The sequence below is a fragment of the Streptomyces sp. NBC_01717 genome (assembly GCF_036248255.1).
Lineage (GTDB): Bacteria > Actinomycetota > Actinomycetes > Streptomycetales > Streptomycetaceae > Streptomyces.
In genome coordinates this window covers 9,024,748-9,039,628 of sequence record NZ_CP109178.1, presented here as the reverse complement: position 1 = coordinate 9,039,628, position 14,881 = coordinate 9,024,748, and the positions used below count along the sequence as shown (strand labels likewise).

Sequence of the window (14,881 nt, the reverse complement as noted above, 5' to 3'; positions counted from 1 at the left end):
CGAACCGTCGAGCACTGTATGACCGGCCACCTGGGTGACGTCGGTTCTCTCAGTCCGACTGCGGCTGGGGAACGTCCACGAAGTGTGGGCCTTCCCCAGCCGTCTTCCTTGCCTCATCCCCCCGGGATGGCGAAGTGCTTCCGCCGGTGATGGAGTTGAGCTGCTTGTAGGGGGGTCGATGTGCGGTCGGCTGTTGCGGCTGTCCCGTCGTCCGGCGTGCCTGTCTCACTTCGCGGGCGATTGCCCAGGCGTCCGCTACTGGGCCCATGTGCCCGAGCTTGTCGGGGTTGATCACCAAGCGGATCGTCTGGATCTGCCCGTCGAGTACATCGAGCGCCAGGGTATGGAGCACCTTGCCGCCGCGGTCGCGGAAGATCGCGCCAGGCTGGCCATTGACCTCGTGCGGCTCGAACGTCACGTCGATCCGGGCCAGCCGGGGGAAGATGGAGGCAAGCAGCCGGGCCACGTTCTCGGCACCAATGACGGCCCTGGCCAGCTGCGGGGCCTTGCCGCCGCCGTCGCCGACCACCGATACGTCGGCGGCGAGCAGTTCCTGCAGGCCGACGACATCGCCTTCGCGGACGGCGTCGAAGAACCGCGACGCCAGTTCCGCCCGCTCTTCGCGGTCCGCTTCGAAGCGGGGCCGGCCTGCGGCCATATGGCGCCGCGCCCGCACCGCCAGCTGGCGGCACGCCGCTTCCGAGCGCCCGACCGCCGACGCGACCTCGGGAAAGCCGAAGTCGAACACCTCCCGCAGTACGAAGACCGCCCGCTCGAGCGGGCTGAGCCGCTCGAGCAGCAACAGGGCTGCCATCGATACCGAGTCGGCCAGCTCCGCCGACCGCGCCGGATCCTCATAAGGGTCGACGAGCAACGGCTCGGGGAACCACGGCCCGACGTACACCTCCCGCCGGACGCGGGCCGAGCGCAGCACGTCGATCGAGATCCGGGTCACCGCGGCCGAGAGGTAGGCCCTGGTCGACCTGGGTTGTGTCGGGGAGGCCTCGAAGCGCAGCCAGGTCTCCTGGACCGCGTCCTCGGCCTCGCTCACACTGCCCAGGATCCGGTAGGCGATCGAGAACAACAGAGGCCGCAGCTCCTGGAACTCCTCGGTCCTGCTCATGCCAGCTCCTCCTTGCAGCCCTGGCGCCATGAGGGGTAGCACGCCTGGTGCCCCAGCGCCACGAGCTCATGCACCAGGCGCCGCCCCATCGCCCCGGCCCCGCCTGCCACGAACACTCGCATGATCATCACCTTCCATGATCGACGATCGACTCTCAATCCCGAGACGAGACTGCCCGGCCGCCAGAGGGTGTCATCGGACCCTGGTCCCGAGTGGGACGGGCCGGGCGATCGGGAACTCTCGTTGCCGCCGGTCAGCCGGTGAAGGGCTCGAGGCCGAAGCGGCCCCACGCAATGAATGCTGCAAGTGCGAGATAGATCAGGTTCAGCACCACGAACTTGGATTCGCCGCGGCGGCCGTGGGTGACCATCGCGCCGACCATCAGCAAGACCCAGCAGACGGCAGTCACCGGCACCAGAACCGGTGCGATGTCGACCGCGACGGGCAAGATCAAGCCCAACACAGCCAGGAGCTCGAAGAGACCGAGCGTCTTGACGAAGCCGACGCCGGCGTCCTCGGTCCATCCCCCACCATGGACCGCAGCCAGTTTCTCCTTGGGCACGAATGTCTTGCTGATGCCGCCGGTCAGGGCTACTGCGGCCAGCAGTCCGGCAGCGATCCACAATGCGAGGTTCATCATCTACTCCTTGATCGAGCATTGCCTGCACCTCATACGACGAGACAGCAACCCCGCCCGTGACATCTCCGAACACCCGGGCACGGGCATGGCAAGGCGGGCGCGCGCGTACGGCCTTCCTGGCCATGTCCTCATCCCGACCGTCGATGACCTTCACCGGGGTGCCCTGCGGGGCGCATGTCGCGTGGGCCACAGCGATCACGGTCCGTCGACCGCTCGTGCGTGAGGTGTGTCGCGGGCCCCTCGGACGGCGACGGGCGCCGGCGGTCAGCCGACGGCGAGGGCTCGACCGATCGGCGAATTGGTCCCCTCCGCCACCTGGGAATTGGTCCATGCAGCCGGGATGTCCAGTACGTACGGTCGGGACCATGACGACAGCAGCGCCCACCGCGATGAAGATCTGTGTTTTCCTCTCCGCCGCAGACCTCGACGAGCACTACACCCGGCCTGCACGCGAGCTGGCGGAGCTGCTCGGCAAGGGGGGTCACACCTTGGTGTGGGGTGGATCCGATACCGGGCTGATGAAGGTCGTCGCCGACGGGGTGCGGGAGACCGGAGGGCGGCTCGAGGGGGTCTCGGTCACCTTCCTGCGGGAGTGGGCCAAGCAGGACGCCGACGAAATGGTGTTCGCCGATGATCTGGCCGAACGGAAGGCACTGCTGCTCGCCCAGGCGGACGCGGTGGTCGTGATGGCGGGCGGCCTCGGCACGCTGGACGAGGTGACCGAGATCCTGGAGCTGAAGAAGCACGGCCTGCACGACAAGCCGGTGGTGCTCCTGAACACGGCTGGCTTCTACGACGGTCTGACACTCCAACTCCGCCGGATGGAGGAGGAGGGATTCTTGCCGGTACCCCTGAACAAGTTGTTCTTCCCCGCCGACACGGCTGCCGACGCCTTCGCCTACGTCGAGGCATCCGTCGGATCGCGGTGAGTCGAGAGCGTCGGCCCCTGGTGATCGACCACCTGAAGCAGCATGCGGGCCACGGCGGCCCTGCCGATGGCATCAAGCCTGCGTCTGGGGCATCACCCTGCACAGGGTGTCCAGCGCACCCGTCCACGCACTGTCCGAGGGAGCCGCGTAGTTGACCACGAGCGCGTCCTGTTCGGGCAGCCGCCGGCCGGCCTCCGGCACTTCGTAGCGGAACTCAGCGAGCCCGCTGACTGCGAGGCCCTGCCGCGCTGCCGCCTCGGTGACCGAGTGCTCCGTTCCGCGTGGGAGTTCGAGGACCGCTTGCAGTCCGGCGGCCATGCCGGTCACGCGTACGTGGGGGGCTCTCTGGGCCAGGGCCGTGACCAGTTGGTCGCGGCGGCGCCGGTAGTGCAGCCGCATCGAGCGAACATGACGGTCGTACGCGCCTGACGTCAGGAACTCCGCGAGCGTCAGTTGTTCCAGCGCACTGGACATGTAGTCGCCGTACCCCTTGGCTGCAACGATCTCCGGGACGAGTACCTCCGGCAGGACCATCCAGCCGAGCCGCACCCCGGGCGCCAGTGACTTGCTTGCCGAGCCGAAGTACACCACCCGGTCGGGGTCGAGGCCCTGCAGGGCGCCCACCGGCTGACGGTCGTATCTGAACTCCCCGTCGTAATCGTCCTCGAGGATCAGTCCGCCGGTGCGCCGCGCCCATTCGACAGCCGCAGTGCGACGGTCCGGGCGCAGCGCGACCCCCGTCGGGTACTGATGGGCGGGTGTCATCAGCACCGCGCCGATGCCGTCCAACCGCGCCAAGTCTTCGGTGCGCGCGCCGTGTTCGTCGACGTGGACGGGCGGGGTGCGCAGGCCGGCGCCGGTCAGCAGGTCGCGATAGAGGTCGAGTCCGTACGACTCGACGGCCACCGCCCGGACCTGCCGCGCCTCGAGCGCCTGTGCCATCAGCGCAAGCCCGTGGTGGAAGCCGGAGCAGATGACGATCCGCTCCGGCTCGGCGTACACCCCGCGGGCTCGCGCCAGATAGTCCGCGAGGGCGGTGCGCAGTCTGACCTGGCCGAGGGCGTCGCCGTAGCCGAAGGCGTCGTTCGGTGCCGAGGTCAGGGCGCGGCGGGCAGCGGTGAGCCACTGCGCGCGGGGGAAGTTCGCGAGGTCCGGTGAACCCGGCTGCAGGCCGTACATGGGACTTTTCCGGGGCGGCTGCGCGCGGGAGGCGGCGGGTGCGGCCCCGCGCGGCTCGGCCCGCGCGGCCACCCGGGTCCCGGATCCCTGTTGGGCGGTGAGCCAGCCCTCCGCGACGAGTTCGGCGTAGGAGTCGGTCACGGTGTTGCGCGAGACACCGAGATCGGCTGCGAGCGAGCGGGATGGTGGCAGCCGGGTGCCGGGGGCCAACCTCCCCGTGCGCACGGCGTCCCGGAGGGCATTCGTCAGACCGGCGCGCAGCCCGGGTCCACGCAGTTCCAGATGGAGGTCGGTGCCGGGTTCCGTGGACGGGCCGGTCTCTGAATTGGTCTGTGAATCTGTCACGGAAATGGACCCTACTTCAGTGCCACCGGATGCGTAGCGTTGCAGCCATGAACACGAACGAAGCACACGAAAGCCTGGAACGTCTTCCCGAGCACGCACCCCGACTGGATTGGGCGAAGCTTGCCCCGGAGGCGTTCAAGGCCATGGTCCGCCTGGACACGGCGGCGAAGCAGGGAGTCGAGCCCGTCCTGCTGAACCTGGTCAAAGTCCGCGCCTCTCAGATCAATCACTGCGCCTTCTGCCTGGACATGCACAGCAAGGATGCGCTTGCGGCAGGCGAGTCCGCAGAGCGGATCTTCCAGCTCGACGCCTGGCGGGAGTCGAGGCACTTCTACACGGCCAAAGAGATCGCGGCGATCGAGCTGACCGAGGCGGTCACCGTGCTCACGGACGGGTTCGTGCCGGACGAGGTGTACGCGCGTGCCGCGGCGGAGTTCGATGAGACCGAGCTGGCCCGCCTCATCGTCGCAATCACCACGATCAACGCATGGAACCGCTTCGGCGTCTCCACTCGCCTCGTCCCCGGCCACTACACCCCCGTCGGCTGACAGGTCCGGAGCGGGTCCGGGACGACCGGACCCGCTGTTCGGCACCATCCCGGCTCCGATCTTGCTTCGGGCAGGCCAACACCAGGAGATTTTGGTGAGTACCGTCTCTTCTCTGTCACGTCGGCTGCGCCTGTCGCGTGCCGCCGACGAGTTCGCGCTCACCGCCGTCATGCTGTTCCTGGCGGTGACGGTCGTCAGGTGGCTGCGTGACCCGGACTCCGCTCTGTACGTGGAGGACCTCGACGCCGCGCTCGCAGCCATCGGCGGTCTCAGCGGGGCCATCCTCACCGGGCTGATTTTCAGCCCGCCTGGCCGGCGCAGTGGGGGCCACCTGAATCCCGCCGTGACGGTCTCCCTGTGGCTCATGGGCGTCTTCCCCGGGCGCAGCGTTGTGCCCTACGTACTGGCCCAACTCGCCGGGTCCGCGGCGGGGACCGGTCTTGGGCGGTTGGTGTGGGGGCCTGCGGTCTCGCTTCCGTCGGTGGACTACGCGGCGATCGCGCCCGCACCCACGTGGCAGCCCACGTCCGTCTTCGTAGCCGAGGCGGGCAGCATGACGATCATCATCGTCGCTGTCGGGTTCACCATGGCCCATGCCCGCTATGCACGCCTGGTGCCGTACGTCATCGGGCTGTCCGTCGCGCTGGTGATCGCTGTCCTGGGTCCCCGCAGCGGCGGCTCAATCAACCCAGCCCGCCAGTTCGGCCCAGCCGCACTCGCCGGGCAGAGCACTGATCTGTGGATCTACCTGGTCGCGCCGGTCCTGGGAGCGGTCCTGGGGGCCTGGCTGCACCACCTTCTCAGCCGGCGCCGGCCGCTGACACGCAAAGTGCGGGTACCGGCGAGCAAGCAGTCGCCACCGGAGGGCAATGCTGCCGCCGGTGTGAGCCGACGTTCCTCGATCCGCACCCCGGCTGCGACGGGGGTGGAGTCGCTCCCGGGCACGCTGCCACTGCCGAGCCGCCTGGCGATCGACGTCGTCATACGCGACACACCACTGCACTGCATCTGGATGAACGACATCCAGACCTCCAAGGACGGCTTCCCCTCTGCGCGGCCTCCCCTGTGAGAAGGATTGATTCCCGAACCGAACGAAGGACTGATCCCCATGCGCATCTTGATCGCCGGCGCGACCGGCGCGGTCGGCCGACTGCTCGTCCCCCTCCTGCTGGACGCCGGACATCAGGTCACAGGACTCTCCCGAACGCCTGCAGGAGCCGAGCGCGTGCGACGCCAGGGCGCCTCAGCCGTCCAGGCGGACGCATTGGACAGAACCGGTCTACTGCAGGTGATGACGGCAAACGCACCAGATGCGGTGATCCACCAGCTCACCGCCTTGTCGGACGCAGACGGGGAAGCGACCAACCGGCTGCGCCGGGAGGGGACACGCAACCTGGTCGACGCGGCCAAGTCCGTCGGGGTGGGCAGGATCGTCGCGCAATCGATCTCCTGGGCTTACGCGCCGGGAGAGGCGCCGGCCGACGAGACCGTCCCGCTCGATACCGGGGCAGCGCAGCCGCGAGGAGGAATGGTGGACGGTATCCAGGCCCTGGAAGAAACCGCGGCTGAGCTGGGGACTGCCGTGGCGTTGCGGTACGGCATCCTGTACGGCCCCGGCACCTGGTACGCGCCCGGCGGCGCCGTTGCCGCGGCCCTGGCAGGTGACTCGACCGCGCGTCTTCTCGCATACCTTGAGGCGGACCGTTCCGTCACTTCGTTCGTGCACGTGGCCGATGCCGCAAAAGCCACCGTCGCCGCCCTCAACTGGCCATCCGGCCCTGTCAACATCGTGGACGACGAGCCGGCACAGGGGCGCCAGTGGCTGCCCGTCCTGGCCGAGGCACTCGGCGTACCCACCCCGGAAGCCACATCAGGACGGCAGAGCTGGGCACGGGGAGCGTCCAACGCCCTGGCCCGCTCCCGCGGATGGCAGCCCGAGCACGAGACGTGGCGATACGGCTTCGCGACACAGGACGCGTCCTAGCGGCTGCTGAAGTCGGCCCTTGAGGGCGACACCACCGATCTCCTCGGCCATGACGAACACAGCCCGGCCGGGAGGAACGGCGGAAACTCCCTCCACGGACACCCGTGGCGAGACCGTACTCACGGACGTCAGCCCGGTGGAGACTTCCGTGCCCCCGTGACCGTGACGGATCTTTCGAGCCGAAGATCGTCCGCAAGCGGCAGAAGCGCCCGTCCGGCGTGGACGAAATGGTGATCTCCCAGTCCGCAAAGGGCCTGACGACCTGTGAGGTCCAGGCCCGCCTGGCCGCGGTCCATGGACCCGAAGCCTCCCGCCAGACGATCCGACCTCACGGCCAGTCAGCCCTTCACGGTTGCCGCGTCGAGGTCGTCGGCGCGGTCGGCCCGGCTACGCACCCCTGCCCCTGCCGCGGGACGACGCCCGGTCGGGTGTCGCGACAGACACCCCGAGAGGGCGGGCCAGACCGATCAACCCTTCGTCCAGGCGCTGCAGATGCCGCAGGACGCGGTCCGTGACACGGTCGTGCCGAGGGGTGCCGGGCGTGTCCGTCTCCAGCATGGAGGCCAGGCTCGCACCCGTCTCCACCACGCCGTCGCTGTCGTCGTCCTCGACACGCGCGATGAGGACCTCGATGTTGTGGGCGATGCGCCGTCCTGCTCCCTTCAGGAGGGGGTCCGCGGCGACGCTCTTGCTGTTCGGGAGGAGTTCGGCCGTCGCTGCCAGCGAACGCGCGTGGTAGGCACACGTCTCCAGCAGCGCCACAACGTAGCGAGCGGTCTGGCGGCGGGTCCGCAACGGGGTGATCGGGTGGGTCAACGGCTGCGTGGAGGACTGCAGATCCTCCAGTGCCGTATCGAGTTCCCGGGCCATATCCAGCAGATCGCGCGCTGGGCCGCCGCTCAGCTGCTCCACCGCGGCATCGGTGACGACACCGAGCCGGGTCAGCACCGTGCCGAGGAGTTCGTCGGTACGGCGATCGGTGTGCACCGGCAGGATCAAGGCTGCCGCGATCACGCCGCATGCGGCGCCGAGCGCGGTCTCCTCGATGCGCAGGACAAGCACCGCGGAGCTGTAGGTGTTGAGCAGGGTGTACAGCAGCCCCAGTGCCGCCGTGACGAAGAAGGACATCAGGGCGTACGACAGCGGCGCGGTGAAGAACATGGCGAAGACGAACAGCAGCACGAGTGCGAACGCCGTCCAGGTGTGGTGGCCCACCAGCCCCGCCAGGCCGACACCGGCGACGACGCCGAGAACCGTGCCCAGCAGCCGACGGTAGCCCTTGACCAGGATCTCCCCGGTGGACGAAGTGTTCAGGAAGACGACCCAGCAGGTCAGCACCGCCCAGTACCACCGCTGACTGGAGAGGAATTCGCCACCCACGATGGCCAGCGCCGAACCCACCGACACCTGCACCGCGGCACGGGTCGTGGGACGCTCCAGTCCCTTGCGGACGTCCTCGACAGGCTCGGTCTCCTCGGCCTGCGCGATCGCGACGTCCTCGGCGTCCAGTTCCTCGCGGGAACGCGTCGTCGCAGGTGTGTCGTCGGACTCGTCCTGGGGCCCGTCGAGGGCCAGCCGCAGGCCCATGACACCGCGCGCCGCCTCCCCGATGCCGCGGAAGACGTCCTGGACAGGGACCGGGGCGCGCGGCAGATTCTCCTCGTCCCGATAGCCGAGCAGCCGGTTGCGCAGGTGGGCCACCGCGGCGCCGCGGTTGTCCGAGGCCGGGCGGCCGATGAGCAGACGCAACGCATCGAGATCACGGCGCAGCGTCGCGGTGATGTCGTCCTGTGTCCGCAGCTGGTTGCCGGGCGCCGGCGCGGGCGCGTGCGGCAGATGCAGCGTGAGCGTATCGGCGCGTTCGGAGCTGCGCGCGGTGAGGACGAGTACGCCGAGCCGTTCGGCGGCGATCTCGGCGTCGGCGACACGGCGCTGGACGAGCAGGGCGGTGGCACTGTCGCTGGTGCCCTCCTCCAACCGCCCCTGGATCATCATCGCGCTCTGGTGGAGGCGCGCGGTGTGCCGGCGTACGTCCTCCAGCGCCTTCTCGACGTGGTCCGGCCCGGCGACGAGCAACTCGATCTGGGCGGACACCAATTGGGCTAGGCGGGCGCGGAATGCCTCGCGCAGTCGCAGCAGAATGCGTTCGGGCGTCTCAACAACCAGGCCGAACCGTACGACCGCGCTGCAGACGAACGCGACCACCAGTGTTCCGCACAGCCCCGGCAGCGCGGAGACCGCGGCCCCGACGAACAGGGACACAAAGTAGATCTGAAACCCGATGAGCCCCAGGGCCGTACCGCGATCGCCGAACCGGCGGCTGTAGACCGCGGCGAAGATCAAGGCGAGGAAGACGAGGTCGCCCGCGACGACCTGGGCGCTCAACAGCGCTCCCAGCGACATCGCCACGAGCGCCACGGGCAGGCCCAACGCGAGCGTGATGGCCTGTTCGCGCTGCTGCTTCTCCTTGATCGCGAAGGTCGCCACCATTGCGGAGATGGCACCGGCCACCATGTGGGTCACATCGGCCTTGAGCAGCGCCAGGACCGCGAGCGTGAGCGCGATGGCGCCGACTGTCCGCAGGCCGGCCATCAGCCGCAACAGTCCGGGATCGGAGGCCGAGAACCGGTCCCAGATCCTCGTCCGGCTCGCCCGTGTCACTGTCCTCACCCTGCCGCTTTCCCCGCTCGCCACCATAAAACGGAAGTTCCAGCATGGCACGAGTCAACCCGCGCCCTGGCCCCGCCGTCCCGCGGGGGTGATCAAGCGGTTGTGTGTACATGTCGGACTCCGGTGCCAACCTGCACGACGGGCTCGGCCTGAAGCCACCGGTGCGTGGGCTCCCGCCCATCCACTCCCCCGCGCGGCCCTCGTCGTCGGCGCTGGATCACGGCGACCCGGTGGCTCATGACACGGACCACGGACAGGTCGTGGGAGACGAGGGGTAGGAGACGCCGGTGTCCTCCTGAATTTCCAGGAGGAGGTCGAGGACCGTCCGTTGAGTCGTGAGGTCCAGGGCGGAGACCGGTTCGTCGCAGACGACGAGCCGCGGGTGGAGCGCGAGAGCACGGGCGATGGCGACCCGCTGACGCTGCCCTCCGGAGAACTCGCGGGGCAGGCGCCCGGCCGCGTCCACCGGAAGGTGGACCCGCTCGAGGAGGTCTCCGACGCGGCTGCGGGCATCGCGGGCATCGATGCCCTGGCCGACAAGCGGTTCGGCCAGGATGTCGCCGATGGTCAGGGACGGGTTCAAGGGGGTGTACGGGTCCTGAAAAATGACCTGGAGGTCGCGGCTGAGAGCGCGGCGACGGGCAGTGTTCGCCGTGTCGATGCGTTCGCCGTCGCGATGTCGGTGAAGTACAGCCGGCACAGGTCGAACAACTCGCCACTGTTGTCGCTGCCGCCGGAAATAATTCCCTTGGCGTTGCAGCCACCCGAGCTTCGTCGTTGCCTACCGCCCATGCCCGCCGACGCTTCGGCACTGTAAGCAGGTTGGAAACGGCTCGCTGGATGGGGGCACCTGCCGCAGTAGACGCCTCTGACTCTGCCGCTGCACCTTCACGGTGACCTGAACTCCCGTCGGCCGCGCGGACCCCGGCGCCTATGCCTATGGTGCCGACCGCAGTGGCTTCCGCCTGGTACCCGATCAGGTACGTCGTGCCGCCCATACGCTGCGCTCGGTGCGTACCGTCAGGTCGTCGCGGCGCAGAATGCTGCGAGGGCTGTCGGTATCGAGCAGCTGGTCGAGAGCGGTCAGGTCTTCGACCGTCAGTGCCTCGGCGACGCTGCCGCGCATGCGACGCAGGCTGCCGAGTGCGTAGCGGCCGACTGCCTCGGTGTGGGGCGGGCCGAGGTTCACGCTGATGGTGCGTTCGCCCTCGACGGCAAAGTCGGCGGCGGTCAGCATGGGCCCCCAGTCGGCGCCGCGGTGCGGCATGTGCTCGGCATGGTGCTGGTCGAGTGCGGCATGGCAGCGTTCCTCAAGGCCGGGCCGGTCTTCTGGGGCGTCCTCGGGCAGGAATCGCGGGAAGCCGGCCAATTCGACGACGGCGAACAGACCGCCTGGCACCAGCGTGTCGTGGACCTTGCGCAGGGTGCGGTCGGGGTCGGCCATGTGGTGCATAGAGGCTGATGCCCACACGAGATGGGGCGTGCCGAGATCGGGCCAGGCGGTGTCGAGGTCGGCGTGAACGGTATGCACCCGGTCGGTCAGCCCTTCCGACTTCGCCTTCTCGAGCAGGCGGCGCAGGTGGCTGGTCGAGGCGTCGACGGCGGTCACCTCGGCGTCGGGGAAGCGTTTGAGCAGTGCGAGGGTGCCGGCTCCGGTCCCACTGCCCAGGTCCACGATGTGACGGGGGGCGGCTTTGACGGGCAGCCATGCTGTGATGGAGTCGATGTGCTCGGCGAGCACTTCCGCATCGAGGTCGAGGATCTCCGCGTGGTCGTCGGCGTCCTGCTGCTGTCCGTGCTGGTGGACCGAGTGCGCGCCGTGGTCGTGCGCCGCATGCGGGGATGTGTGCGTCATGGCACCCACGCTAAGAGGATCAGAGGCGTGCGGCACGGTTGCTCTCCGAATGCGCAAGACGATGGCACCTTGGCCTGCTGAATCGGCAAGCGGCAGCTGCCTCGCGGCAAGTAGAGGCGGCTGCGCGACGCTCGCATCACTGCGCCGGACGGCCGGCGCCCCCTGAGCTCTCGCCGCTTTGGTGTCCGCGGCGGGCGTCGCGGTCGAAGATGCCCAGGATCTCGCACGGGCCGCCCTCTGCACCGATGGCATGCGGAAGCATGGTGGGGAACTCCGCGGCCTGATTGGTCTCTACGCGAAAGCGGCGGTTGCCCAACAGCAGGATCGCGGTGCCGGAGAGGACAACAAGCCATTCGTGGCCGGGATGGGCACGCATACGCGAAAGGTTGTCGGGCGGCGGATCCGTCATCCGCTGACGCACGACCGTCATGCCCGGGTCCGCCCGGACGGGCCACCGCATCATCTGGTGGGCCGCGTCGATCGTCGGACTGGAGATGACATCGTCTGTGGCCGTCTCGACGAGCTGATCCAGCGAGGTGTCCAGGGCGCGGGCGAGGGTGACGAGCTGGTCCAGAGCAAGGCGGCGCTGACCGGTCTCGATCCGACTGAGTGTGGAGGGACTGAGCCGGGCTCGGGCGGCCAAGTCGTCGAGCGACCAGCCCTGCGCCACCCGCAGCGCGCGGATCCGTTTGCGTACCAGGCTGTCGAGCCCACCATCACCTTGCGTCATGAGCAAGACTGTATGCCCCATACGCAAAGCGTGCTGAGCGTGGCGGGCCAGGGTCGGACGGCGATCTTCGCCGGGCACGGACCATGACGTTCCTGCCGGCTCACAGCTGCGACGGCAGGTATATGCGGCCGACAGGCGACCACGGCAGCCCAACAGCATACTGAACGCAGGGAGCACGAACAGCGGACTCGATCGCCAACGTGTCCGGGGTATGCCGTGAGAGAACCGGGGATCGATTACCACGCCATCTTCGAGGCGTCACCCAGCGCAATGCTGGTGCTCAATTGCGTGTTCGTCATTGTGGACGCGAACCCGTCTTATCAGAATCTGGTCGGTCGCACCCGCGACGAGCTCATAGGCAAGTACGTGTTCGACGCCTTCCCACAGAACGACGAATCCGAAATGGAGGACCTGAAGGCGTCACTGCGCCGGGTGCTGGAGAGCCGCGACATGGACGTTGCGGGCCCTATGCGCCACGACTTGGAGGAACCGGACCGGCCAGGAGTGTTCGCAGAGCGCTACTGGAGCCCGCTCAATGCCCCCGTCCTGGACTCCGACGGACAGGTCGCACTGATCGTGCACCGCCTCGAGGAAATCACCGACCTCGTCCGCATCGGCGGCCCGGACACCGATCACCGGCGTCGCCAGATGAAACTCGAGCTGTACGCCCGCTCCCGCGAATTGCAGCAGGTCAACGAGCGACTGCGGCAGGCCAACGCCCGCGAACGACAAATCGCCCTCGCGCTCCAGGACTCGATGCTGCCCGCTCCCCAGGCCCTCGCCCACCACCAGGCAGCGGTCCGCTACCGCCCCGCCGTCCACGCCCTCAACGTCTGCGGCGACTGGTACGACGTGACCCAGCTCTCCAACGGCAAGTACGCCGTGGCCGTCGGTGACGTGGTCGGGCACGGCCTGGCCGCGGCCGGCGTCATGGGCCAGCTGCGCAGCGCCCTCAGCGCCGCCATCCGCGTCGTGGGCGGCCCCGCATCGGCGCTCGACGGACTCGATCTGTACGCACGTTCCGTGGCCGGTGCCCTGTCCACCACCGCGGTGCAGACCGTCATCGCCTGGGCCGACCACCGCATCACCTACAGCAGCGCCGGCCACCCGCCCCCGGCCCTGGCCGACCCCGACGGCACCGTCCGCTTCCTGGACCAGGCGACCGACCCGCCACTCGGGGCGAGCCTCGAACACACCCCCCGGCCCCAGGCCTCCACCACCTACGCCGACGGCGCCACGCTCGTCCTGTACACCGACGGGCTGATCGAGCGCCGCGGGGAGGACATCGACCAAGGCCTGCAGCGCCTCGCCGACCACCTCGCTCGCCATGGCAACGGTGAGGTGGAGGAACTGGCGGATGCACTCATCGACCTCAGCTCCGCCACCGATGACACGGCCGTGGTCGTCGTCCGCCTATGACCTGGCCGCTCCCCATCGACCGTGAAGAGATGACGCGTGACCGTGCCTGCGAACGCAAGCCGACCCGCCTGCCCCTACCGCGCCGAACAACCACCCGGCCTGACCCGTTCGATGTCGGCAGCCGGATACGGTGCCCGTTTGCTCACCGCAAGCAGCTGGCGGTGGAATCCGTCCAGCACAACGGAAGCCCGGGCGTGCCGGTCGATGATCGCGGCGATCGCGGACGGGACCTCCTCGGGCCTTTCACCTGCGACCCAGTTGTGCAGAAATACCTCGTGCTCCACCTTGCCGCGCACGCCGTCGGGTAGATGGTGGCGCAGCAGATGGTTCCCGATGTAGCAGCTGTCATACGTGAGATGGGCCGTGAGGAATTCGACTTCACCCTGCGAGAGTTCGAACATGGAGCTCAGGGCGAGACCGAAGTCCGCGAAGTAGACCAACCGGCCGTCGGTCAAGACGTTGTTGAAGTGGGCGTCGAAGTGTACGAGCCCGCGGGTGCTCATGAAGGCGGCTCCACGCGTCAGAGCTTCCTCCGCCCACGCGTACGTAGGACCGTCTTCGCCTTCCGGAGCGGCCTTCCGTTGCTCGCCCAGCCACCCGGCAAGTGTGTGCGGGACGTGTTCCAGGAAGAACACAAGGCTGAAGGAGGACCGACCGATGGCCTCCAGCCGCTCACGCACGGCTGATGAGCCCTCCCAGTGAGCGACCGCCCCGTCGATGCCCCCAAAGGCGTCGGTGAATCCCTGGGGAGGGGAGTCCGGCAGGACTCGCCAGTGGTACATCAGCGGAAAGCCCTCGTACTCGTTCCCGAGGACCCAGTTGGTGGTCATCGTGTGCACGGCCAGCTCACGCCAGGCCCCGAAGCCGGCTGAGCCCACCCCGTACTGATAGAACATCGGCAGGCCGAAGTGGTTCGCCGTCGACCGTAGGTTCTCCGGCCGCATCTCGATGTCCGTCAGAGGGACTCGCTTGACGAAGACTCGGGTCCCACCGACCTTGAGCTCCGCCGACCTGCCCCCGATGCCGGACCCGAGAGGGGTGGCAGCGGCCACGACTTCGCCAAGTCGATGGTCGCTGAGCAGCGACAGGTGCGTGGAAACGGATCCGTACGTGGCCAGACGTGCGACATGCCGCGGGTCCGGGTGGTCCATCAACGACTCCTCAATGCCCGAACCATCAACGTCAGCGATCTCGCGATTATGATCGAGCCTATCTCTGGCAGCCGGCCGGCATCCTGAGCACCGACTTCGCAGGGCCCGACGAACCGAGATTCTCAACGCGTAGAACCCCGACAATTCCCGGGCGCCATCCGCTGCGCCAAGTACCCGAGTGCGCGAGGGAGATGGGGTCCGGCCTCGTGGCCCGCGCCCCTCACGGCACGCCATGGTGGTGGACTCGGATGCGTCTGGGCTCGTTCTCACCGCGCTCCGCCGTGACCGCCACGCTCTGCTGATGGACC

Annotated in this window: 12 protein-coding genes and 3 pseudogenes; 6 read left to right on the top strand and 9 right to left on the bottom strand. The window is 68.5% G+C overall.

The window, feature by feature from the left end; all coding sequences use genetic code 11:
* Positions 1-211 precede the first annotated feature (211 nt).
* From OHB49_RS40835 to OHB49_RS40825, 3 genes and pseudogenes are all read right to left on the bottom strand, one after another.
* Positions 212-1,123: pseudogene (locus OHB49_RS40835) on the bottom strand (RNA polymerase sigma-70 factor); the annotation flags it as partial.
* The gene (locus OHB49_RS40830) at positions 1,120-1,245 is read right to left on the bottom strand and encodes a hypothetical protein (RefSeq protein WP_329166021.1); all 126 of its coding nucleotides are present in this window, start codon (positions 1,243-1,245) and stop codon (positions 1,120-1,122) included. The gene OHB49_RS40830 and the pseudogene OHB49_RS40835, both read right to left, overlap by 4 nt.
* 131 nt (positions 1,246-1,376) lie before the next feature.
* Positions 1,377-1,760, bottom strand: a complete 384-nt coding sequence (locus OHB49_RS40825; RefSeq protein WP_030980004.1) for a DoxX family protein — start codon at positions 1,758-1,760, stop codon at positions 1,377-1,379.
* Between the two features lie 392 nt (positions 1,761-2,152).
* On the opposite strand from OHB49_RS40825, the gene OHB49_RS40820 reads away from it, so the two are divergent.
* Positions 2,153-2,692 (top strand): TIGR00730 family Rossman fold protein, encoded by a 540-nt coding sequence (locus OHB49_RS40820; protein ID WP_329166798.1) that lies wholly within the window; start codon positions 2,153-2,155, stop codon positions 2,690-2,692.
* A 72-nt stretch (positions 2,693-2,764) separates the two neighbouring features.
* On the opposite strand, the gene pdxR is transcribed toward OHB49_RS40820, so the two are convergent.
* Positions 2,765-4,216, bottom strand: a complete 1,452-nt coding sequence (pdxR, locus tag OHB49_RS40815; protein WP_329166018.1) for a MocR-like pyridoxine biosynthesis transcription factor PdxR — start codon at positions 4,214-4,216, stop codon at positions 2,765-2,767.
* Positions 4,217-4,263: 47 nt separating this feature from the next.
* On the opposite strand from pdxR, the gene OHB49_RS40810 reads away from it, so the two are divergent.
* The 4 genes and pseudogenes from OHB49_RS40810 to OHB49_RS40795 all read left to right on the top strand — a co-directional run.
* Entirely contained in the window at positions 4,264-4,764 is a 501-nt protein-coding gene (locus OHB49_RS40810; protein ID WP_030980001.1) for a carboxymuconolactone decarboxylase family protein, read from the top strand.
* A gap of 94 nt (positions 4,765-4,858) precedes the next feature.
* Positions 4,859-5,833 carry an MIP/aquaporin family protein gene (locus OHB49_RS40805; RefSeq protein WP_329166016.1) on the top strand — a complete coding sequence of 325 codons (975 nt, stop codon included), beginning with the start codon at positions 4,859-4,861 and terminating at the stop codon, positions 5,831-5,833.
* Between the two features lie 39 nt (positions 5,834-5,872).
* Complete coding sequence (locus OHB49_RS40800) at positions 5,873-6,748, top strand: NAD-dependent epimerase/dehydratase family protein (protein WP_443079622.1); 876 nt, start codon at positions 5,873-5,875, stop codon at positions 6,746-6,748.
* A pseudogene (locus OHB49_RS40795) lies at positions 6,749-7,071 on the top strand (transposase); the annotation flags it as partial.
* A 64-nt stretch (positions 7,072-7,135) separates the two neighbouring features.
* On the opposite strand, the gene OHB49_RS40790 reads toward OHB49_RS40795, so the two are convergent.
* The 4 genes and pseudogenes from OHB49_RS40790 to OHB49_RS40775 all read right to left on the bottom strand — a co-directional run bounded on the left by OHB49_RS40790 (position 7,136) and on the right by OHB49_RS40775 (position 12,003).
* A complete protein-coding gene (locus OHB49_RS40790) occupies positions 7,136-9,445 on the bottom strand; it encodes an FUSC family protein (RefSeq protein ID WP_329166014.1) in 2,310 nt (769 codons plus the stop codon).
* A 65-nt stretch (positions 9,446-9,510) separates the two neighbouring features.
* Positions 9,511-10,088, bottom strand: a pseudogene (locus OHB49_RS40785) (ATP-binding cassette domain-containing protein); the annotation flags it as partial.
* A gap of 306 nt (positions 10,089-10,394) precedes the next feature.
* Positions 10,395-11,273 carry a class I SAM-dependent methyltransferase gene (locus OHB49_RS40780; RefSeq protein ID WP_329166013.1) on the bottom strand — a complete coding sequence of 293 codons (879 nt, stop codon included), beginning with the start codon at positions 11,271-11,273 and terminating at the stop codon, positions 10,395-10,397.
* 136 nt (positions 11,274-11,409) lie between these two features.
* Positions 11,410-12,003 carry a helix-turn-helix domain-containing protein gene (locus tag OHB49_RS40775; protein WP_329166012.1) on the bottom strand — a complete coding sequence of 198 codons (594 nt, stop codon included), beginning with the start codon at positions 12,001-12,003 and terminating at the stop codon, positions 11,410-11,412.
* 216 nt (positions 12,004-12,219) lie between these two features.
* Between OHB49_RS40775 and OHB49_RS40770 the strand changes: the two genes are divergently transcribed.
* Complete coding sequence (locus OHB49_RS40770; RefSeq protein WP_329166010.1) at positions 12,220-13,422, top strand: PP2C family protein-serine/threonine phosphatase; 1,203 nt, start codon at positions 12,220-12,222, stop codon at positions 13,420-13,422.
* Positions 13,423-13,496: 74 nt separating this feature from the next.
* Here the strand turns inward: OHB49_RS40770 and OHB49_RS40765 are convergent, their stop codons facing one another.
* Entirely contained in the window at positions 13,497-14,573 is a 1,077-nt protein-coding gene (locus tag OHB49_RS40765) for a protein kinase family protein (protein WP_329166009.1), read from the bottom strand.
* Positions 14,574-14,881 lie beyond the last annotated feature (308 nt).

Excerpts from the sequence above, each read along its gene's own strand:
- OHB49_RS40830 (WP_329166021.1), bottom strand. The coding sequence starts at position 1,245 with ATGCGAGTGTTCGTGGCAGGCGGGGCCGGGGCGATGGGGCGGCGCCTG.
- OHB49_RS40825 (WP_030980004.1), bottom strand. The coding sequence starts at position 1,760 with ATGAACCTCGCATTGTGGATCGCTGCCGGACTGCTGGCCGCAGTAGCC.
- OHB49_RS40820 (WP_329166798.1), top strand. The coding sequence starts at position 2,153 with ATGAAGATCTGTGTTTTCCTCTCCGCCGCAGACCTCGACGAGCACTAC.
- OHB49_RS40810 (WP_030980001.1), top strand. The coding sequence starts at position 4,264 with ATGAACACGAACGAAGCACACGAAAGCCTGGAACGTCTTCCCGAGCAC.
- OHB49_RS40800 (WP_443079622.1), top strand. The coding sequence starts at position 5,873 with ATGCGCATCTTGATCGCCGGCGCGACCGGCGCGGTCGGCCGACTGCTC.
- OHB49_RS40790 (WP_329166014.1), bottom strand. The coding sequence starts at position 9,445 with ATGGTGGCGAGCGGGGAAAGCGGCAGGGTGAGGACAGTGACACGGGCG.
- OHB49_RS40780 (WP_329166013.1), bottom strand. The coding sequence starts at position 11,273 with ATGACGCACACATCCCCGCATGCGGCGCACGACCACGGCGCGCACTCG.
- OHB49_RS40775 (WP_329166012.1), bottom strand. The coding sequence starts at position 12,003 with ATGACGCAAGGTGATGGTGGGCTCGACAGCCTGGTACGCAAACGGATC.
- OHB49_RS40765 (WP_329166009.1), bottom strand. The coding sequence starts at position 14,573 with ATGGACCACCCGGACCCGCGGCATGTCGCACGTCTGGCCACGTACGGA.